The organism is Rhodococcus aetherivorans, assembly GCF_025722975.1.
GTDB classification, from domain to species: domain Bacteria; phylum Actinomycetota; class Actinomycetes; order Mycobacteriales; family Mycobacteriaceae; genus Rhodococcus; species Rhodococcus aetherivorans.
This window is the reverse complement of the sequence record NZ_CP106982.1, coordinates 4,823,593-4,840,874: the sequence shown is the minus strand read 5'-3', so window position 1 is coordinate 4,840,874 and position 17,282 is coordinate 4,823,593. Positions and strand designations below refer to the sequence as shown.

Here is a 17,282-nt window from a genome sequence, read left to right as displayed (position 1 = left end):
CGACAGGCTGACACGGGTTGGGTCCGCTCGGAATTCCGAGCGGGCCCAACCTTTTTCGTCGATCGGCACGGGTGCGCCTACCGTTCCCTCTCCTCGAGGCTCGGCTTGGCGTGTGCGCCGGTCTGACCGGACTGTGCCTGGAGGAGGTCGCGGATCTGGATGAGCAGGTCTTCGGCGCTCGCCTTGGTGTCGTCCCTCTCGGTGGCGAACCGCTTCTTGGCCGCGTTCGCCGGGACGATCAGCACGAAGTAGACGACGGCGGCGATGATGACGAAATTGATGATCGCCGACACCACCGCGCCGATGTTGACGAACGTGGCGGGATTGTCCGCGAGGATCTGGAAGCCCCAGCCCATCTCGTTGTCGCCGCCGAGCGCGGCAATCAGGGGTTCGATGACGTTGCTGGTGAAGGCCGTGACGATGGCCGTGAACGCGGTGCCGATGACGACCGCGACAGCGAGGTCGAGTACGTTTCCGCGGAGCAGGAAGTCCTTGAAGCCTTTCAACATGGCGCTTCTCCTAGACGTGTCTTGTCGTCATGCTCGCAGTCGCACCATAGACCAGTAGGTATGTCGCAAAGTCCGGAATGCGGATCCCGACCCGGATCAGTGCAGGGTCACCGTCAACGCGCTCACGAGCGATGCAGCAGCCACAGTCGTCGCCGGCTCGGGCGGCAGGGCGAGCAGGACCACCTTCTCGCCGCGGTCGCTCGTCCGGTCCGTTCCCTGGGCCAGCACGACGGTCGCCCCCGTGGCCAGTACCCGCACCTCCGGTGCCGCACCCGACGAGGGGGGGTCGTCCTCGGCGACGGTGAGGACGTCGACGAGGTCGCCTTCGCGCAGCAGATCCCCGACGCCGGGATCGGCCAGGCGCACCGGGACCACCCGGGCCGCCGCGTCGCCGGTGGCGGACGCCGCCAGCCGCGGCCCGAGCATCCGCACCCCGACGAGGGCTTCGCCGGCGGGCACCGGTCCGGCCAGGGTGTGGCCGATCGCCTCGGCGGGGTCGGTGAGTGCCCCGGACGGGAGTTGGGACGAGTCGCGCTCGACGACGGTGACGTCGTCGGCGGTGAGGGTCTGCCCGGGCCGCAGGTCGCGGGCGGCGACGACCGTGGGGGTCCGGTCGCCCGACGGGCCGCCGGTGAGGGCGGAGACCGCCGCGACCCCGACGAGACCGGCCGCGATCGCGCGGCGGACGGCGACGGTGCGCGCCCAGCCCGGTCGTGTCAGGGCCGTGAGGCGGTCTGGCAGGGTGGGATCGAGCGGATTCCGCAGGGGCGGGAACGAGAACGGACCGGCGGGCATGGTCCGAACCCTACGAGTTCGGCCGTGCCCGCCGGCCCGGTGAAGTGCCGGTCACGGGCGGACTGTGGATGAACCGTCCGCCTGTGGATGAAACTGTGTCAGCTCGCGGCTGCGGCCGGTGCCGACGAGGTGCTCGACGACGAGGAGTCCGACGACGAGGTGCTCGACGAACTGCCGGACGACGAGTCGGACTTGGCCGGCTCGCTGGCGGTGCTGCCTCCGCCGCGGGAGTCGGTGCGGTAGAAGCCGCTGCCCTTGAAGACGATGCCGACCGAATTGAACAGCTTGCGCAGCTTGCCCGAGCACTCGTTGCATTCCGTCAGGGCGTCGTCGGTGAACGACTGCACGATGTCGAATCGGTTGTCGCAGGACGTACAGGCATAGGAGTAAGTGGGCACCGGTGGATCCTCCGCGAATTGGTTGGCGACCGCAGCATTAGCACTCTACAGCCGACAGTGCCAACGTGGCTACCTGGGTGCTCTATTCCCGGTGTCGCGCGACCCGTTCAGCGGCACCAGGCCGCGGCCGGGGGTCAGGGCCCAGCCCATCCGGATGTCGTGGGGATCCTCCGGCAGCTCCGGCACGAGTTCGTCGTCCCGGACCACCGCGACCAGGACGGCGTCGGCGGCGGCGAGGTGCAGGGTCCGGTCGTAGAAGCCGGCCCCGCGACCGAGCCGCACGCCGCGCTCGTCCACTGCGAGCGCCGGCACCACCACGGTGTGCGCCCGTCGCACCTCCTCCGGGCCCAGCGCCGGCCCGGTGGGTTCGAGCAGGCCGTACCCGGCGGGGGCGAGGGCGCCGGGGCCGGTGTACTGCGCCCAGTCCAGGGTGCTGTCCGGACGGGTGAGCGGGAGCAGCACCCGGTTTCCGGCCTCGCGCAGGGCGTCGAGCAGGGACAACGCACCGGGTTCCGAACCGACCGGCACGTACGCGCAGACCGTCGCCCGAGCGGGGGCCAGCGACCGTGCCGCCGCGGCGAGGGCATCGTCCTCGCCGCGGCGCTCCCCGTCGCTGCGGGCCCGTCGCGCAGCAACGATTCGGGCCCGCCATTCCGACTTGGAGAGTGCGCTCATATCCGCCACCTTAGGATCTGACGTATCTACCGGGTGGTAGCCGAAAGTTAGGGTGGGTGTTTATGACGAACAGAGCGACCGGTGAAGCCGGCCACTTCCGGACGGCGGTGGTTCCCGCAGCCGGTCTCGGTACGCGCTTTCTGCCCGCGACCAAGACCGTGCCGAAGGAACTTCTTCCGGTGGTGGACACGCCCGGAATCGAGCTCGTGGCGGGGGAGGCCGCGGACTCGGGTGCCGAGCGCCTGGTGATCGTGACGGCTCCGGGTAAGGACGGCGTCGTCGCGCATTTCGTCGAGGACCTGGTCCTCGAGTCGAAGCTGAAGGAGAGCGGCAAGTACCACCTGCTCGAGAAGGTCCGCAAGGCGCCGGGCCTGCTCGAGGTGGAGTCGGTGGTGCAGGAGAAGCCGCTCGGGCTCGGGCACGCCGTCGCGTGCGCCGAGGTCGCCCTCGATCCGGACGAGGACTCCATCGCGGTGCTGCTCCCGGACGACCTCGTGCTGCCGCGCGGCGTCCTCGAGACCATGCAGCGGGTGCGTGCCAAGCGCGGCGGCACGGTGCTGTGCGCGATCGACGTGCCCAAGGACCAGGTGAGCGCCTACGGCGTCTTCGACGTCGAGGAGGTGCCCGACGCCGTCAACCCGGACGTGCTGAAGGTCGTCGGCATGGTCGAGAAGCCGGCGCCTGAGGATGCGCCGTCCACCTTCGCCGCTGCCGGCCGCTATCTGCTCGATCGGGCGATCTTCGACGCGCTGCGCCGGATCACCCCCGGTGCGGGCGGCGAACTGCAGCTCACCGATGCGATCGCCCTGCTCATCGAGGAGGGTCACCCCGTGCACGTGGTGGTGCATCGCGGCACTCGACACGACCTCGGAAATCCCGGCGGCTATCTGCGCGCTGCGGTTGACTCTGCGTTGAACAGCGAGGAGTACGGCCCCTCCCTGCGGGAGTGGCTGGTCGAGCGCCTGAAGCACTGACGGCGCGACAGGTCGGGAGGACGAGAAGCGGTATGCGGTCGGTCGAGGATCAACAGGCCAGGGTCACGGCGGCGGCGGTGGCACCACGGCCGGTCCGGGTCGCCATCTCCGAGGCCCAGGGGCTGCTCTGCGCGGAGGAAGTGGTCACCGAACGGCCACTGCCCGGCTTCGACCAGGCCGCGATCGACGGTTACGCGGTCCGCAGCGTCGACGTCCAGGGCGCGGGCACCGACCGGACCGGCGAGGACGGCGAGCCGATCGAGCTGACTCTGCCCGTGGTGGGGGAGGTCTCGGCCGGCTCGCGTCAACCGATCCGGCTGCAGCCACGGCAGGCCGTGCGGGTGGACACCGGGGCGCCGCTGCCGACCCTCGCCGACGCCGTCCTCCCGCTCGACCGCACCGACGGTGGCCGCGCGCGCATCAAGGTCCTGCGTCCTGTCCGGACCGGCGACTACGTGCGCCGCGCCGGCGACGACGTCCAGCCCGGTGACGTCGCGGTCCGGGCCGGCACCATCATCGGGGCCGCCCAGGTCGGGCTGCTCGCGGCGGTCGGCCGCGACAAGGTGCTGGTCCATCCGCGTCCCCGGCTCTCGGTGATCTCCATCGGCGGCGAACTCGTGGACGTGGACCGCACCCCGGGCCCCGGCCAGGTGTACGACGTCAACTCGTACGCGCTCGCGGCGGCCGCCCGCGACGCCGGCGCGGACGTCAACCGCGTCGGGATCGCCAGCACCGACCCGAAGCGCCTGCGGGAGGTCGTCGAGGGCCAGCTGATCCGCTCCGAGATCGTCGTCGTTGCGGGGGCCGTCGGTGGCGGTGCGCTCGAGAACGTGCGCGAGGCGTTGTCGGATCTCGGCAAGCTCGAAGTGGAGCGGGTGGCGATGCACCCCGGCTCGGTGCAGGGGTTCGGCCAGCTCGGCCGCGACGAGGTGCCCACCTTCCTGCTGCCGGGCAACCCGGTCAGCGCGCTGGTCGTGTTCGAGGTGATGGTGCGGCCGCTGATCCGTATCGCGCTCGGCCGCCGGCAGCCGATGCGCCGCGTCGTCACCGCCCGCACCGTCACGCCGATCACCTCGATCCCGGACCGCAAGGGATTCCTGCGGGGGCAGCTGATGCGCGACGAGGCGACCGGCGAGTACATGGTCCAGGCGCTCGGTGGGGCGGCGGGCGCGTCGTCGCACCTGCTGGCGACCCTGGCCGAGGCGAACTGCCTGGTGCTGATCGAGCCGGAGGTGACCGAGGTGCGCACCGGGGATCCGGTGGACGTCGCCTTCCTCGGACAGCGCGGCTGATGACCCGTCATCCGGGATGGCCGGCGGAGCTGGGCCCGCTGCGGGTGGCCGGCGGCCTGGTCACGGTGCGGCCGATCCGGCTGCGGGACGCGGCGGCGTGGAGCCGGTTGCGGATCCGGGACCGGGCGCATCTCGAGCCGTGGGAACCCACCGGCGACGTGCCGTGGGAGATGCGCCATCACATCACCGTGTGGCCGGGGCTGTACCGCAGCCTGCGGGCGGAGGCCCGCCGGGGCCACATGCTGCCGATGGCGATCGAGCTCGACGGCGAGTTCTGCGGGCAGATCACCGTGGGCAACGTGGTGCGCGGCGCGCTGCGGTCGGCGTGGATCGGGTATTGGGTGGCCAAGCACGTCAACGGCCTGGGCGTGGCGACGGCGGCGGTGGCGCTGGGGCTCGACCACTGCTTCGGGCCGGCCGGGCTGCACCGGGTGGAGGCCACGGTGCGGCCGGAGAACGTTGCTAGCCGCGCGGTCCTGCGCAACGTGGGCTTCCGGGAGGAGGGCCTGCTGCAGCGCTACCTCGACGTCGACGGGCGGTTCCGCGACCATCTGCTGGTCGCGATGACGGTCGAGGAGGTCCCCGGAAGCGTGTCCGATGTGCTGATCCGGGGCGGCCGGGCCACCTGGGCCTGATCTTGTAACGCAGATTACGTGCATCGCTGCGTAGTAATACCCACACGGTCCTATATCTCTGTGACTAGAGTGAAGAGAGTGTCACATGATTCGCGTGACTCGTGTGACAGCTGTAGTCATCTGAGTCGGCGTTTCTGTCCGGGTGACGGCTTCGGGGCCGCTAACCTGACGGGGTCAGTGGCGTCGACGGACTGGTAGGCGACAACTGGGAGGAGGGCCGCCGAAATGCCGAACTCGCTCCTGTGGATCGGGCTGGTTGCCGTGTGGTTGTTCGTTCTGGTGCCCATGCTGGTCACGAAGCGCCCCCGTATTCGCCAGACGACCGACGCCGCACTCGCAACCCGGGTCCTGCACCGAGGTGACGACGAGCCACTCGCCCCGCGCGGGCCGGCCGCCGGTCATCGCACCGACCCCCACTGGCGTCCGAGTCGGGATTCCGCCCGTCCCACAGCCGGCGACGACTCCGGTCGCGCCCGCACGGTGGACGACCGCAGACACCGCCACCCAGCGGAGGACCGCATGGACACACAGCTCGACACCGATCACGACACCGACATCGACTTCGAGGAGCGTCCCGACCGGGCTCCCGCCCGGGAGTTCGTGCCCCAGCGCCGCGGACGCGGCGGGTTCGACCCGCAGGCCGACGCCATGGCCCGGGCCGCGCGCTACGAGTTCCGGCAGCGCACCGTGCTCGGCCTGCTGTTCGCCGCGATCATCACCGCCGCCCTCGCCCTCATCGTCTCGTCGGCCCTGTGGTGGCTGTGCACGGTGGCGACGGCTGCCCTCGCCGGCTACCTGATCTACCTCCGTCGCCAGGTGCGTGTCGAGCAGGAGATCCGCCGCCGTCGCATGGCGCGCCTGAACCGTTCTCGGCTCGGCGTCGAGTCACACAGTGACGACGAGCTGCGGCTGGTCCCGGCCCGGCTGCGACGCCCCGGCGCGGTGGTGCTCGAGGTGGACGACGAGGACCCGGTGTTCGAGCACCTGGACCACTACACGGACGACGAGCCCGCCCACGAGACGTACGAACCCCGTTACGACGCCGACGACTACCCGGTGCGTCGGGCCTCCGGGGAGTAGTCACCGATCCGTTCGGGCCGAGCGAATGTATCGTTCATCTCCTCAGCGGTAGCGGGCGATACATTCGCTCGGAGCGGGGCGTATTCAGCGCGCGGTGACGATGTGTGCCACGAGAGGCGCCGACACCGAGCCGTCCGGGTCGGTGAACCGGGCCAGCACCGTTCGGGCCTCCGAGGTGATCGCCTCGTACGTTCCGGCGTCGAGCCGTTCGATCAACGGGCTGCCCTCGACCTCGGTCGCCACCATCGCATCCACGGACGGGAACCGCGCGCTTCCGGTGTGCGTGGTGAACCGATCGACGGTGAGTCCGGCGTCGCGGAACCATCCCCGTAGTTCGTCGCGGTCCCCGCAACTCCAGTAGGTGCCCAGGAGGGATGCCGCGGGCGGGCCGGCGTGCCGCACCGCGACGTCGACGAAGTCTCGGTATGCCGGCTGCTCGTCCAACGCGGCCGGCACACACACGGCGACCATCTCCGTCGCCACGCGGCGCATCTCGCGCAGCGCCCGTGCACGATCGGGAAAGAACATCAGCGCCATCTGGCACAGCGCCGCATCGAACGAACCGTCCGCGAACGGCAGCGCGCCGGCGTCACCCCGGTGCCATTCGAGGTCGGGACGCAACCGACGTGCCACCGCCAGCATGGCCTCACTGGCATCGACACCGACCACCCGTCCCGACGGGCCTACCCGGTCGGCGGCTACGCGCGCGACGATCCCGGTTCCGCATGCCACGTCCAGCACCCGCGTGCCCGTCGTGATCGCAGCCTGGTCCAGCAGCCGTGGCGCCCACTGCGCGAAGATCGCGGGTACGAAGCGTGACTCGTACACCTCCGCGGCCGCCGGTGAAATCCCGAAGTTCTCGCTTGTGTTCGTCATACACCGAGGATGGCGCCGCGCCCGGGTGCCGCGCATCGGGCAGGTGACCCATCTTCCGGGTGGGCGGCGGCATACGCGGCGGCCTCCGAGCGGTTCCGCACGCCGAGCTTGCGGAGGATGTGGCTCACGTGGTGCGCCACCGTCTTGCGGGAGACGAACAGCCGGCCGGCGATCTCCGGATTCGTCAAACCCCTCGCGAGCAGGTCCAGTACTTCGCGTTCGCGGGCGGTGAGGCCGCTGTCGAGATCCGGGCCGGCGCGAGTGGTGGCGCGGATGCCGGCGCCGCGCACCCCGAGACGCCGCAACAGGGCCGCGGAACGGTCCGCGGCGGCGACGGCTCCGAGTTCCCGGAAGATCGTCACCGCCGTTCGCCCGCGTGCGGTCGCGAGGACAGGATCGTCGTTCATCGCCGACGCGGCCAGTTCGAGCAGGCATCGGGCCTCCTCGAACGGCGCCGAGCGGTCCGCCCAGCGAGCGGCGGCCGTCTCGAAGGCATCGACCGCGGCCGCCACGCAGCCCTGCGCCGCGGCAGTCAGCGCCGACGCCTCCACCGCCTCGGGACCGTCGGGATCGAGCGCCGCCGCGGTGGTCGTCGCCGCGTTCAGGTCGCCCGTGGCCGCCTGGGCCCGGGCACACAGCAGGGACGTGGTGCCGTGACGTTCGAGCAGCCGCCGGGCGGTTGCGGGATCGCCGTCGGCGAGGGCGACCTCGGCGCGGGCGGTGTCCAATTCCGTGGTCGGGCGGCGGGATCGGTCCAGCATCGCCCGGGCCTCGTCGAGCCGCCCCTGCCGGACCCGGAGCGTGGCGAGGGCCGCGACGGCGCGCGCGTGGACGGCGGGGCAGACCTTCTCGTCGAGCGTGAGAACCGCCGTCAGGAGCCGGTCCGCCTCCGCCCAACGGCCCGCGGTGAGCAGCAATGCCCCGTAGAGGGTGCGGCACTCGACGTACAGGAAGGGACACCCCCAGCGGGAGGTGAAGTCCTCGGCGACGCGGCACCACTCGTCGGCGCGACGGGTGTCGCCGGCGAGCGCACACGCGCCCAGCATGTCGCAGCAGACGAACACGACGGTGTCGAATCGGCGGTCCGCATCGCCCAGAGCGGCCGCCGCGGCCTCGTCCAGCAGCGCGAATCCGGGTTCCAGGTCGCCCCGGGCCACAGCCACGTGACCGGACTGGGCGAGTGCCACCAGTTCGAGATCCCGGTCGCCGCATCGGTGTGCGGCGTCCAGGGCGCGCGCCGCCCACGGTCCGGCCGCTGCGGCGTCCGGGAGCAGGCGGTGGGCGTGTGCCACCCACACCAGGGCGTGCAACGCGCCCGGTGCACCCTCGGGCAGCAGTCGCTGCGCCCGGCGGACCCAACCGTGGGCCACCGACCGGTTGCCGAAATCGGACGTGTAGCTGATGCTCAGCCACGCCGCGCAGCGAACCGCACTCTCTCGGTCGCCGCTCCGGAGAGCCGTCGTGTAGGCCCTGCGATAGGCGGCGACGCTGTCGTCGAGGCGCCCGAGCCACCACGACGCCTCGCCGACGCCGAGCCACGCCGCCGGATCGTCGGTCGCGGCCGCCACCGACGTCAGGTCGGCCAGCGCGGCGGCCCACCGACCCTCCCGCAGGGCCTGGTCCCCGCGGAGGCGCACTGCATCCACATGTCGATTGTCCGCCGCCGTGACCTGTGCCGATACCGCAATTTCGTCTCCGGCTCGCTGGTTTGCTACAGTTTGCGAGCGGTTCCGAACGGAACCTGCGGGGCTGTGGCGCAGTTGGTAGCGCGCTTCGTTCGCATCGAAGAGGTCAGGGGTTCGATTCCCCTCAGCTCCACCACCGAAGGGCGTCTCCCGGACAGGGAGGCGCCCTTCGTCGTCGATGCCGTGCCGCCGATTGCCGGCCGAACCGGCCCGCGGTCGGGGAGACTGTGTGACATGGAACACAGAATGAGTGACGACGAACTGCGGCGCGCTATTCGAGTGCTCCGCGAACGTGCCGACAGCGCCCGCAGCGAAGGGCGCGAGGCCGACGCCGACGGCATCGAGGAGACGATCCGCAAGTACCAGGAGGAGATGGCCCAGCGTCTCTGAGCCGTCCGCGCGCATCGGTGCCGCCCGCGCGCATTCGTCGCGCACACGCACTGTCGAGCGCGCGGCCGGCGGTCCCATACGCCCTCAGCCCCTCGCTCTCACCGCGGCGCCCGCGCGGCGCCGCGGCGGATCGCGCCGCGCTAAGGTGACCCGCACACGACGAATCGGGGGCGGAGATGGCGATCAAGGACCTGCGGGGCCGGAAGTTCCTCGTGACCGGGGCGGCCAGCGGCATCGGCCGGGCGCTGGCCCTGGCCGCCGCCGCGGAGGGTGCCGAACTGGTGCTCACCGACCTCGCCGCCGACGGTCTCGACGACACGGTGCGGACGGTGCGCGAAGGGGGTGGGTCGGTGCTGCACGCCGCCGCCCTCGACATCTCCGACTACGACGCGGTCACCGCCTTCGCCGCCGACGTCCACGACCGCGCCGGCGCCCTCGACGTGGTCGCCAACGTCGCCGGAACGTCGGTGTGGGGCACGGTCGACGCCCTCGAGCACCGCCACTGGAAGCAGATGGTCGACGTCAACCTGATGGGCCCGATCCACGTCATCGAGAACTTCGTGCCCCCCATGATCGAGGCCGGCCGCGGCGGGCACCTCGTCAACGTCTCCTCCGCGGCGGGCCTGCTGGCCCTGCCGTGGCACGCGGCGTACAGCGCGAGCAAGTTCGGCCTGCGCGGGGTCTCCGAGGTGCTGCGCTTCGACCTGCACCGGCACCGCATCGGGGTCTCGCTCGTCGTGCCCGGCGCCGTGCGTACCCCGCTGGTGAACTCGGTGCAGATCGTCGGCGTGGACCGCGACCATCCGGCTGCCCGAAAGCTCACCTCGCGGTTCGAGCGGCACGCCGCGTCGCCGGAGAAGGTCGCCGGGTGCATCCTCGCCGGGATCCGGAAGAACCGTTTCCTGGTGTACACGTCGTTCGACGTGCGCTTCGGTTACTGGTGGGCCCGCAAGTTCGCGCCTCCGTACAACGTGGTGATGCAGCTCGCCAACAACTACTTCTCCCGCACGCTCGAGGCGGTGCGTACCCGCCGGTGACGCTCAGGCGGGCGTCTTGTCGAGGGCGAACTCGCGCAGCCGTGTTCCCGCCCGCAGCGCCTCCCGATCGTGCGTGACCATCACGACGGCGACGTCGCGTTCGCGTGCCATCCGTTCGAGCAGCTCGACGATCTCCCGGCTGCGCTCGGCGTCCAGCGCCGAAGTCGGCTCGTCGACCAGCAGCACCGCCGGATCGTTGACCAGGCTCCGGGCGATCGCGACCTGCTGCCGCTGCCCGCCGGAGAGCTGGTGCGGGCGGCGGTCGGCCTGCTGCGTCAGGCCCACCGCGGCGAGCAGGTCGCGGGCGCGGGCCCGGTCGAGCCGGCGCCCGCTCAGGTGCGCGATCAGCGAGAGCTGTTCGGTGGCGGTCAGCGAGGGAAGCAGATTCGCCTGCTGGAACACGAAGCCGATCCGTTCGCGCCGCAGCCGCGTGCGGGCCGCCGCGTCGAGGCCCGTGGTGTCCACGCCGTCGAGGACGACCCGCCCGGAGTCGGGCACGGTGAGCAGCCCCGCGACGGCCAGCAGGCTCGACTTGCCGGATCCGGACGGACCGGTGACGGCGACCGTCTCGCCGGGCTCGGCGTGGAAGTCCAGGCCGTCGAGGACGCGCAGCGTGGCGTCGCCGTCGGGATAGGTGAGGACGATGTCGGTGAGCCGCACGCTCATGGTGGTGCCTTTCTCGAACGGGTCGGTGTCTTTCGAACAGCGTCGGTGTCTCGAACAGCGTCGGTGTCTCGAACAGCGTCGGTGTCTCGAACAGCTCAGTGGGCCGCGGCGAGCGCGGTGAGCGGGTCGACGGAGCCGATGCGTGCGACGGCCGCCGCGGCCCCGAGGAGGCCGACCCCGACCAGCGCGACGAACGGCAGCACGGTCGTGGCCGCGCTCAGCGTGAACGGCACGACGGTGGCTGCGGCCGCTCCCGCGGCTGTCGCGGCGACGGTGCCCAGGCCGGTGCCGAGCACGAGCACCACCGCGGCCTGTCCGAGGGCGTCGCGCAGCAGGTAGGAGGTGGAGGCGCCGACCGCGCGCAGCACCGCGATGTCCCGGCTGCGCTGGACCGTCCACACCGTGAAGAACGCACCCACGACGAGGGCGCCGACGACGAGCAGCATGCCCTGCATCAGCAGCAGCGACCCGCGTTCGGAGGTGTACGAGCCGACGGTGTTCAGGGTCGCGGACGTGTCGAGGACGCTCGTGCCGGTCGCGGCCGCGGCCGCCGCCGTGTCGAACCCGGGACCGGTCCGCAGCGCGATCACCGTCCCGTCGGCGCCGGCCGTCGCGGGGAGTTCGCGCCAGGTGCCGAGGTCGAGCCACACCACGGGCTGATGGCTGTAGTAGGAGCCCTCGACGAGAGCGGTGAGGGTGACCTCCCGCCCGCCGACGGTCAGGACGGTGCCCGGCGTCCAGCCGTTGTCGGTGGCGAGTTGCGCGTCGACCGCCGCCGTCGCCGGGCGCAGGGCCGCCGGTGCCGCGAAGGAACCGGGAGCGACCCCGAACAGTGCCGCCATCACCTCGCGCCCGCCCGCACCGACGCGTCAGGGGGCAACGCCGAGCACGGCGGTGTCGGTCACGCCGGGTTGCGCGGCGAGGGCGGTGCGCTGCGCGTCCGTGACGGTGGACTCCCCGAACGACAGGTCGGACGGATCGGCGTCACCGCCGTCGAGGGCGAAGTGATCGGCGCCGATGCCGCGGATCGCGGCGATCGACTGGTTGCCCAGGCCCGCGGTGAGGCCGGAGAGCATGACGACGAGAAACGAGACCAGGACGAGCACCGCCGACATGACGGCGAAGCGCCCCGTGGCGAAGCGCAGATCGCGCAGTGCGAGGAACATGAGTTCCACGGTGCCCGGTGCGGCGATGCCGGCGCATCGCTCGGTGGATGGGTTCCCGGATCAATCGAAAGTGGGAGGCGGCGGCGTGCGCGGCGGTGTTAGCGTCGGTGAAATGCAGACCGCCCGACAGCACCGCCCCGAGGGGACGGTCCCGGTGCTGCGTGCGATGCAGCTGGGCCAGCACGCGCTGTTCGTACTGCTGCTGCTCGTCGGGGTGCTGCGCGGCGGCGGCACCCCGGGGGTGCTGGTCCTCGCGGGCGCCGAATTCGCCTGGTACATCTCGGGGCTGTGGTTCGCCCGGCGCGGGTCCCGCGGCGGGATCTGGCTGGCGGTGCTGCTGGCCGGCTGGCTGGCGCTGGTGGTGCTCGCACCGGATTTCGTGTGGCTCGCCTTCGCGCTGTTCTTCCTGTGCTTCCACCTGCTGCCCACGATCGCCGCGTTCGCCGCGACGGCGGCTCTGACGGCGGTAGCGATCGCCGCGAGCCTGGGCCACGGCACGGCCAACGCCACGGCCGCCGTCGTCGGCCCGTTGTTCGGGGCGCTCGTCGCGTCCGGCACGGCCCTGATCTACCGGCAGCTCGTGCGCGACGCCGAGCAGCGCGACGCGCTGCTCGCCGAGCTCACCGAGGCGCACCGCGAACTGCTCGACGCCCAGGACGAGCTGGTGCGGTTGCAGCGGGAGACCGGTGCCACCGCCGAGCGGGCCCGGCTGGCCCGCGACATCCACGACACCCTCGCCCAGGGCTTCTCGTCGATCCTGCTGCTCGCCCGCGCCGGGCTGCGGGCCGGCGACGACACCGCGGCGCTGCTCGGCCGGATCGAGGAGACGGCACGGCGCAATCTCGTCGAGGCCCGCCGGGTCGTCGACAAGCTGCGACCGTCCGATCTCGACGATGCGCCGCTCGCGGCGGCCCTCGGCCGCATCCTGGACCGGTTGCGTGCCGACACCGGCATCGACGCGGAACTGCGCGTGGACGGCGAACCGTTGCCGCTGCCCACGGGATTCGACGTCGCGCTGCTGCGGGTGGCGCAGAGCGCGCTGGCGAACGTCCGGCTGCACGCCCACGCGCGCCGCGTGCGGGTCACCCTCGCCTACACCCCGGACGAGGTCCGGCTCGACGTGGTCGACGACGGCGTCGGCTTCGACGTCCGCGACGCGGGCTCGGGCGGTGGGTTCGGGCTCACCGCCATGCGGGAGCGGCTCGCCGAGCTGGGCGGCACGGTGTTCCTCGAGTCGGCGCCGGGCGACGGAACCGCCGTGGCGGCAACGCTTCCCGTGCGGGTGCTGCCGTGATCCGGATACTGCTCGTCGACGACCATCCCGTTGTGCGGGCGGGGCTGCGTGCCCTCCTCGCGTCGGAGCCCGGGCTCGAGGTGGTGGCCGAGGCTGCGTCCGGTCGGGAGGCCGTCGCGCAGAACGCGGCGCACCGCCCGGACGTGGTGCTGATGGACCTGCGGCTCGGGCCCGGGATGGACGGGGCGCAGGCGACGGCCGAACTGGCTTCCGCGCCGGATCCGCCGAAGGTGCTGGTGCTGACCACCTACGACACCGACTCCGACATCCTGCGCGCGGTCGAGGCGGGGGCGGCCGGGTATCTGCTCAAGGACGCCGACCCGGCCGTGCTCGTCGACGCGGTGGCCCGGGCCGCCCGGGGCGAAACCGTGCTGGATCCCGGTGTGGCGCAACGGCTCTACCGCAGCATGCAGACGCCGCGGGTGGAGTTGAGCGCCCGCGAGATCGAGGTGCTCGGCGCGGTGGCGCGGGGGCTCTCCAACCGGGCCGTCGCCAAGGAACTGTTCGTGAGCGAGGCCACCGTCAAGTCCCATCTGGTGCATGCCTTCTCGAAGCTGGGCGTGGATTCGCGCACCGCGGCGGTCGCGGCGGCGCGCGAGCGCGGCCTGCTGTGAACGGTTATCCGGCGCGTCGCAGCCGGGCGTGCAGGTGGTGGGTGAGCGGGGTCTGGGCGTGCGCCATCCACAGGTCGTAGGACAGTTCGTCGCCGTCGAGGACGAACCGCCGCCGCAGCTCGTGCACCGGCTTCGCGTGGGGAGAGCGCTCGAGGTGCACGGTGGTGAAGTCGAGGACGCCGTGGGTGAGCCGCGACCGCTGGATCTCCACGAACCCGGTCGGCTGGGAGACGAGCAGCTCCACCTCGTGATCGGCGAGACGGAGGTATCCGTTCTCGGTGTGCATCGGCTGACCGGTGCCCGGGTTCTTCGTGCGGCTGACGTACATCAGGAACGGCTTGCCCGGGGTGGGGGTGAACTCGATGGTCTCGTTGTAGGTGAAGTCCTCGATGGTGGGGTAGTGGCCTTCGCCGCCGCCCACCCAGCGGCCGGCGAAGGCGGCGAGATCACCGAGCGGGCCGGTGTCGGTCATGTGGGTCTCCTCGGTCGTCGGGCACCGTCGATCCTGCCATCGCCGGGCGGGCGCCCGGCCGGCTTCGCGGAGTTTCGGCGCGCCGCGCGGCGGGCCGCGGCATTACGGTCTTATTCATGAACGCTCAGCTGGGTGTGGATTCCGAGGTGGGGTCGCTGAGGGCGGTGCTGATGCACCGGCCGGGCGCGGAGCTCGAACGCCTGACTCCCCGCAACAACGACCAGCTGCTGTTCGACGCGCTGCCGTGGGTGGCGCGGGCGCAGGAGGAACACGACGCGTTCGTCGACCTGCTGCGCGGGCGGGGGGTGGAGGTGCTGCTCCTGTCCGACCTGCTCACCGAGACCCTCGAGGTCAGCGGGGCCGCCCGCGTCCAGGGGGTGTCGTCCGCGGTGGATCCGCGCCGGCTCGGGCACGGGCTGGCGCAGGAACTCGCCGCGCACCTGCGCGCGATGTCCGCCGCGGATCTCACCCGCGTCCTCGTCGCGGGCATGACGTTCGACGAACTGCCCGTCGCGGGCCTCGGAGCCGCGCCGTCGCTGGTGCGGTTGATGCATCACGGAGCCGACTTCGTGATCGAGCCGCTGCCGAACCTGCTGTTCACCCGCGACTCGTCGTTCTGGATCGGCCCGCGGGTCGCGATCCCCACCCTGGCACTGCCGGCCCGGCGCCGGGAGGCCTCGATCACCGACCTGATCTACGCGTTCCACCCGCGGTTCCTGGGGGTGCGCCGCGCCTACGAATCGCACACGGCGCCGGTCGAGGGCGGCGACGTGCTGCTGCTCGGCCCGGGAGTCGTGGCCGTGGGCGTGGGGGAGCGCACGACACCGGCGGGTGCGGAAGCGTTGGCGCGCAGCGTCTTCGAGGACGGTCTCGCGCACACCGTGCTGGCGGTGCCGATCGCGCAGCAGCGGGCCTCGATGCATCTGGACACCGTGTGCACCATGGTGGACGTCGACGCCGTGGTGATGTACCCCGCGGTGCGGGAAACGTTGCAGGCCTTCACTCTGCGCCGGGAGAACGGCGACGTCCGGATCGGCGGGCCGCGCGGGTTCCTCGAGGCGGCCGCCGACGCGATGGGCATCGAGAAGCTCCGCGTCATCGACACCGGCCTCGATCCGGTCGTCGCCGAGCGTGAACAGTGGGACGACGGCAACAACACCCTCGCCCTCGCGCCCGGCGTGGTGGTCGCCTACGAACGCAACATCGAGACCAACACCCGCCTCGAGGACGCGGGCATCGAGGTGCTGCGGATCGCCGGGTCCGAACTGGGCTCCGGACGCGGCGGGCCGCGCTGCATGTCCTGCCCGCTCGCCCGCGGCTGACCGGCGCGTCCGGCGCGGGCGAGCGGGCAGGACCCTAGAGGATCTCGCGCACCTTCTCCACCGGACGGGCGAGCACGGTGCCCTTGTCGGTGACCACGATCGGCCGCTCGATGAGGATCGGGTGCTTCACCATCGCGTCGAGCAGCTCGTCCTCGGAGGCGTCCGCCAGGTTCAGCTCCGCGAACAGTGCCTCCTTCCGCCGGATCGCCTGGCTCGGCACGAGTCCTGCGTCGTCGAGCAGCTTGCGCAGCCCGTCGCGCGACGGCGGGGTCTCGAGGTACTTGACGACGGTCGGCTCGAGGCCCGCCTCCTGCAGCACCTTCAGGGTGTTGCGGGACGTGCTGCACCGGGGGTTGTGGTAGATCGTCGCGGTCGTTGCCATGGCCACATTCTGCCGTGCCGCACCCGCTCCGGTTGAGTGCGGCGCGGCCGGTCTCTACCATCGTCCCGGCGTCGGTGAAGGACAGGAGAGGTGTCGTGCTGAAGGGATTCCGGGATTTTCTGCTGCGCGGGAACGTGGTCGAGCTCGCCGTCGCGGTGGTCGTCGGTGCCGCGTTCACGGCCATCGTCACCGCCTTCACCAACCACATCGTCAACCCGCTCGTGGCCTCGGTGGGCGGCGCGAACGAGTACGGCTGGGGATTCCAGATCACCTCGAGCCCGGAGACGTTCGTCAACATCGGTGCCGTGGTGTCGGCGGTGATCAACTTCCTGCTGATCGCCGCGGTCGTCTACTTCGTGCTGATCCTGCCGGTGAACACCGCCAAGGCCCGGTTCGCCCCCAAGGAGGAGGGCGACAAGCCGCTGAGCGAGACCGACCTGCTGATCCAGATCCGCGACCTGCTCGAGACCGGCAGCTACACCCGGGCCGCGGACGCCGACGAGGACAGGGCGCGGGTCTGAGGCGGCCCCCGCGGCGCAGTCGGGGACGGTCGGCCCGCACTGTTAGCCTCGACGCACCACCTGCCCACCTGAGGACGCCCCGATGCTCGACATCGTCATCGACCCCGACTCGCCGGTCCCGCCGTACGAGCAGCTGCGCCAGCGGATCGTCACGATGGTGCGGCGCGACGAGCTGATCGCCGGCACCAAGCTTCCCACCGTCCGCGGGCTGGCCGAACACCTCGGCATCGCCCCGAACACCGTGGCCAAGACCTACCGGGAGCTCGAGCATCTCGGCATCATCGAGACTCGGGGCCGGGCGGGCACGTTCGTCGCCGAGTCCGGTGACCCCACCCGCACGCTCGCCCAGCGCGCCGCCACCGGCTACGTCCGCGAACTGCGCACCCTCGGCATGTCCGACGACGAGGTGCTCGAATTCGTCGTCGCGGCGCTGCGGGGCGCGTGACTCGTCCGACTTCCCCCTGGAGCGGTGACGGTTGCGCTCCGCAGGGAAGTGGAC

20 protein-coding genes, 1 tRNA gene and 1 pseudogene are annotated in these 17,282 nt (G+C 71.7%); 12 read left to right on the top strand and 10 right to left on the bottom strand.

The window, feature by feature from the left end:
* Positions 1 to 77 precede the first annotated feature (77 nt).
* The 4 genes from mscL (OCS65_RS22000) to OCS65_RS21985 form a co-directional block, all read right to left on the bottom strand.
* Positions 78 to 509, bottom strand: coding sequence for a large-conductance mechanosensitive channel protein MscL (mscL, locus tag OCS65_RS22000; RefSeq protein ID WP_263507611.1), 432 nt, complete (start codon positions 507 to 509; stop codon positions 78 to 80).
* Between the two features lie 96 nt (positions 510 to 605).
* Positions 606 to 1,304 carry a Flp pilus assembly protein CpaB gene (cpaB, locus tag OCS65_RS21995; RefSeq protein WP_263507609.1) on the bottom strand — a complete coding sequence of 233 codons (699 nt, stop codon included), beginning with the start codon at positions 1,302 to 1,304 and terminating at the stop codon, positions 606 to 608.
* 98 nt (positions 1,305 to 1,402) lie between these two features.
* Positions 1,403 to 1,702: an FmdB family zinc ribbon protein gene (locus OCS65_RS21990; protein ID WP_006944967.1), complete on the bottom strand. Its 300-nt coding sequence runs from the start codon at positions 1,700 to 1,702 to the stop codon at positions 1,403 to 1,405.
* Between the two features lie 69 nt (positions 1,703 to 1,771).
* Positions 1,772 to 2,377: a 5-formyltetrahydrofolate cyclo-ligase gene (locus tag OCS65_RS21985; RefSeq protein WP_006944966.1), complete on the bottom strand. Its 606-nt coding sequence runs from the start codon at positions 2,375 to 2,377 to the stop codon at positions 1,772 to 1,774.
* 62 nt (positions 2,378 to 2,439) lie between these two features.
* On the opposite strand from OCS65_RS21985, the gene OCS65_RS21980 reads away from it, so the two are divergent.
* The 4 genes from OCS65_RS21980 to sepX all read left to right on the top strand — a co-directional run bounded on the left by OCS65_RS21980 (position 2,440) and on the right by sepX (position 6,358).
* Positions 2,440 to 3,351: a UTP--glucose-1-phosphate uridylyltransferase gene (locus tag OCS65_RS21980; protein ID WP_006944965.1), complete on the top strand. Its 912-nt coding sequence runs from the start codon at positions 2,440 to 2,442 to the stop codon at positions 3,349 to 3,351.
* 32 nt (positions 3,352 to 3,383) lie between these two features.
* Positions 3,384 to 4,643 (top strand): molybdotransferase-like divisome protein Glp, encoded by a 1,260-nt coding sequence (glp, locus tag OCS65_RS21975; RefSeq protein ID WP_263507606.1) that lies wholly within the window; start codon positions 3,384 to 3,386, stop codon positions 4,641 to 4,643.
* Positions 4,643 to 5,278 carry a GNAT family N-acetyltransferase gene (locus OCS65_RS21970; RefSeq protein ID WP_006944963.1) on the top strand — a complete coding sequence of 212 codons (636 nt, stop codon included), beginning with the start codon at positions 4,643 to 4,645 and terminating at the stop codon, positions 5,276 to 5,278. The genes glp and OCS65_RS21970 overlap by 1 nt, the downstream gene beginning before the upstream one ends.
* Positions 5,279 to 5,503: 225 nt before the next feature.
* Positions 5,504 to 6,358 (top strand): divisome protein SepX/GlpR, encoded by an 855-nt coding sequence (sepX, locus tag OCS65_RS21965; RefSeq protein WP_029542048.1) that lies wholly within the window; start codon positions 5,504 to 5,506, stop codon positions 6,356 to 6,358.
* 84 nt (positions 6,359 to 6,442) lie between these two features.
* Here sepX and OCS65_RS21960 read toward each other — a convergent pair whose 3' ends face one another.
* Both OCS65_RS21960 and OCS65_RS29830 read right to left on the bottom strand, forming a co-directional pair.
* Complete coding sequence (locus tag OCS65_RS21960; protein ID WP_006944958.1) at positions 6,443 to 7,234, bottom strand: class I SAM-dependent methyltransferase; 792 nt, start codon at positions 7,232 to 7,234, stop codon at positions 6,443 to 6,445.
* Complete coding sequence (locus OCS65_RS29830) at positions 7,231 to 8,880, bottom strand: helix-turn-helix domain-containing protein (RefSeq protein WP_276558393.1); 1,650 nt, start codon at positions 8,878 to 8,880, stop codon at positions 7,231 to 7,233. The genes OCS65_RS21960 and OCS65_RS29830 overlap by 4 nt, the downstream gene beginning before the upstream one ends.
* 99 nt (positions 8,881 to 8,979) lie before the next feature.
* Between OCS65_RS29830 and OCS65_RS21945 the strand changes: the two genes are divergently transcribed.
* The 3 genes from OCS65_RS21945 (at position 8,980) to OCS65_RS21935 (ending at position 10,346) form a co-directional block, all read left to right on the top strand.
* Positions 8,980 to 9,055: transfer RNA gene (locus OCS65_RS21945), tRNA-Ala, on the top strand.
* Positions 9,056 to 9,165: 110 nt separating this feature from the next.
* Positions 9,166 to 9,309, top strand: a complete 144-nt coding sequence (locus tag OCS65_RS21940) for a hypothetical protein (RefSeq protein WP_006944955.1) — start codon at positions 9,166 to 9,168, stop codon at positions 9,307 to 9,309.
* Positions 9,310 to 9,485: 176 nt separating this feature from the next.
* Positions 9,486 to 10,346: an SDR family oxidoreductase gene (locus OCS65_RS21935; protein WP_006944952.1), complete on the top strand. Its 861-nt coding sequence runs from the start codon at positions 9,486 to 9,488 to the stop codon at positions 10,344 to 10,346.
* A 3-nt stretch (positions 10,347 to 10,349) separates the two neighbouring features.
* Here the strand turns inward: OCS65_RS21935 and OCS65_RS21930 are convergent, their stop codons facing one another.
* Positions 10,350 to 11,012: an ABC transporter ATP-binding protein gene (locus OCS65_RS21930; RefSeq protein WP_263507602.1), complete on the bottom strand. Its 663-nt coding sequence runs from the start codon at positions 11,010 to 11,012 to the stop codon at positions 10,350 to 10,352.
* A 95-nt stretch (positions 11,013 to 11,107) separates the two neighbouring features.
* Positions 11,108 to 12,178, bottom strand: a pseudogene (locus OCS65_RS21925) (FtsX-like permease family protein).
* Between the two features lie 112 nt (positions 12,179 to 12,290).
* Here OCS65_RS21925 and OCS65_RS21920 point away from each other — a divergent pair.
* Positions 12,291 to 13,472: a sensor histidine kinase gene (locus tag OCS65_RS21920; RefSeq protein ID WP_050034767.1), complete on the top strand. Its 1,182-nt coding sequence runs from the start codon at positions 12,291 to 12,293 to the stop codon at positions 13,470 to 13,472.
* Positions 13,469 to 14,086: a response regulator gene (locus OCS65_RS21915; protein WP_006944945.1), complete on the top strand. Its 618-nt coding sequence runs from the start codon at positions 13,469 to 13,471 to the stop codon at positions 14,084 to 14,086. The genes OCS65_RS21920 and OCS65_RS21915 overlap by 4 nt, the downstream gene beginning before the upstream one ends.
* A gap of 4 nt (positions 14,087 to 14,090) precedes the next feature.
* On the opposite strand, the gene OCS65_RS21910 is transcribed toward OCS65_RS21915, so the two are convergent.
* A complete protein-coding gene (locus tag OCS65_RS21910; RefSeq protein ID WP_006944943.1) occupies positions 14,091 to 14,558 on the bottom strand; it encodes a heme-binding beta-barrel domain-containing protein in 468 nt (155 codons plus the stop codon).
* Between the two features lie 116 nt (positions 14,559 to 14,674).
* On the opposite strand from OCS65_RS21910, the gene arcA reads away from it, so the two are divergent.
* Entirely contained in the window at positions 14,675 to 15,880 is a 1,206-nt protein-coding gene (gene arcA, locus OCS65_RS21905) for an arginine deiminase (RefSeq protein ID WP_006944942.1), read from the top strand.
* A gap of 34 nt (positions 15,881 to 15,914) precedes the next feature.
* Here the strand turns inward: arcA and arsC are convergent, their stop codons facing one another.
* Positions 15,915 to 16,262 carry an arsenate reductase (glutaredoxin) gene (gene arsC, locus OCS65_RS21900; RefSeq protein WP_006944940.1) on the bottom strand — a complete coding sequence of 116 codons (348 nt, stop codon included), beginning with the start codon at positions 16,260 to 16,262 and terminating at the stop codon, positions 15,915 to 15,917.
* Positions 16,263 to 16,357: 95 nt separating this feature from the next.
* Here arsC and mscL (OCS65_RS21895) point away from each other — a divergent pair, with 95 nt between their 5' ends.
* Positions 16,358 to 16,783 carry a large conductance mechanosensitive channel protein MscL gene (mscL, locus tag OCS65_RS21895; protein WP_029542060.1) on the top strand — a complete coding sequence of 142 codons (426 nt, stop codon included), beginning with the start codon at positions 16,358 to 16,360 and terminating at the stop codon, positions 16,781 to 16,783.
* 82 nt (positions 16,784 to 16,865) lie between these two features.
* On the top strand, positions 16,866 to 17,228 hold the full coding sequence (locus OCS65_RS21890; protein WP_006944937.1) for a GntR family transcriptional regulator: 363 nt from the start codon (positions 16,866 to 16,868) through the stop codon (positions 17,226 to 17,228).
* Positions 17,229 to 17,282 lie beyond the last annotated feature (54 nt).

Coding starts and splice junctions, on each gene's coding strand:
- mscL (WP_263507611.1), bottom strand. CDS start 509: ATGTTGAAAGGCTTCAAGGACTTCCTGCTCCGCGGAAACGTACTCGAC.
- cpaB (WP_263507609.1), bottom strand. CDS start 1,304: ATGCCCGCCGGTCCGTTCTCGTTCCCGCCCCTGCGGAATCCGCTCGAT.
- OCS65_RS21985 (WP_006944966.1), bottom strand. CDS start 2,377: ATGAGCGCACTCTCCAAGTCGGAATGGCGGGCCCGAATCGTTGCTGCG.
- OCS65_RS21980 (WP_006944965.1), top strand. CDS start 2,440: ATGACGAACAGAGCGACCGGTGAAGCCGGCCACTTCCGGACGGCGGTG.
- glp (WP_263507606.1), top strand. CDS start 3,384: ATGCGGTCGGTCGAGGATCAACAGGCCAGGGTCACGGCGGCGGCGGTG.
- OCS65_RS21970 (WP_006944963.1), top strand. CDS start 4,643: ATGACCCGTCATCCGGGATGGCCGGCGGAGCTGGGCCCGCTGCGGGTG.
- sepX (WP_029542048.1), top strand. CDS start 5,504: ATGCCGAACTCGCTCCTGTGGATCGGGCTGGTTGCCGTGTGGTTGTTC.
- OCS65_RS21960 (WP_006944958.1), bottom strand. CDS start 7,234: ATGACGAACACAAGCGAGAACTTCGGGATTTCACCGGCGGCCGCGGAG.
- OCS65_RS21940 (WP_006944955.1), top strand. CDS start 9,166: ATGAGTGACGACGAACTGCGGCGCGCTATTCGAGTGCTCCGCGAACGT.
- OCS65_RS21935 (WP_006944952.1), top strand. CDS start 9,486: ATGGCGATCAAGGACCTGCGGGGCCGGAAGTTCCTCGTGACCGGGGCG.
- OCS65_RS21930 (WP_263507602.1), bottom strand. CDS start 11,012: ATGAGCGTGCGGCTCACCGACATCGTCCTCACCTATCCCGACGGCGAC.
- OCS65_RS21920 (WP_050034767.1), top strand. CDS start 12,291: ATGCAGACCGCCCGACAGCACCGCCCCGAGGGGACGGTCCCGGTGCTG.
- OCS65_RS21910 (WP_006944943.1), bottom strand. CDS start 14,558: ATGACCGACACCGGCCCGCTCGGTGATCTCGCCGCCTTCGCCGGCCGC.
- arcA (WP_006944942.1), top strand. CDS start 14,675: ATGAACGCTCAGCTGGGTGTGGATTCCGAGGTGGGGTCGCTGAGGGCG.
- arsC (WP_006944940.1), bottom strand. CDS start 16,262: ATGGCAACGACCGCGACGATCTACCACAACCCCCGGTGCAGCACGTCC.
- OCS65_RS21890 (WP_006944937.1), top strand. CDS start 16,866: ATGCTCGACATCGTCATCGACCCCGACTCGCCGGTCCCGCCGTACGAG.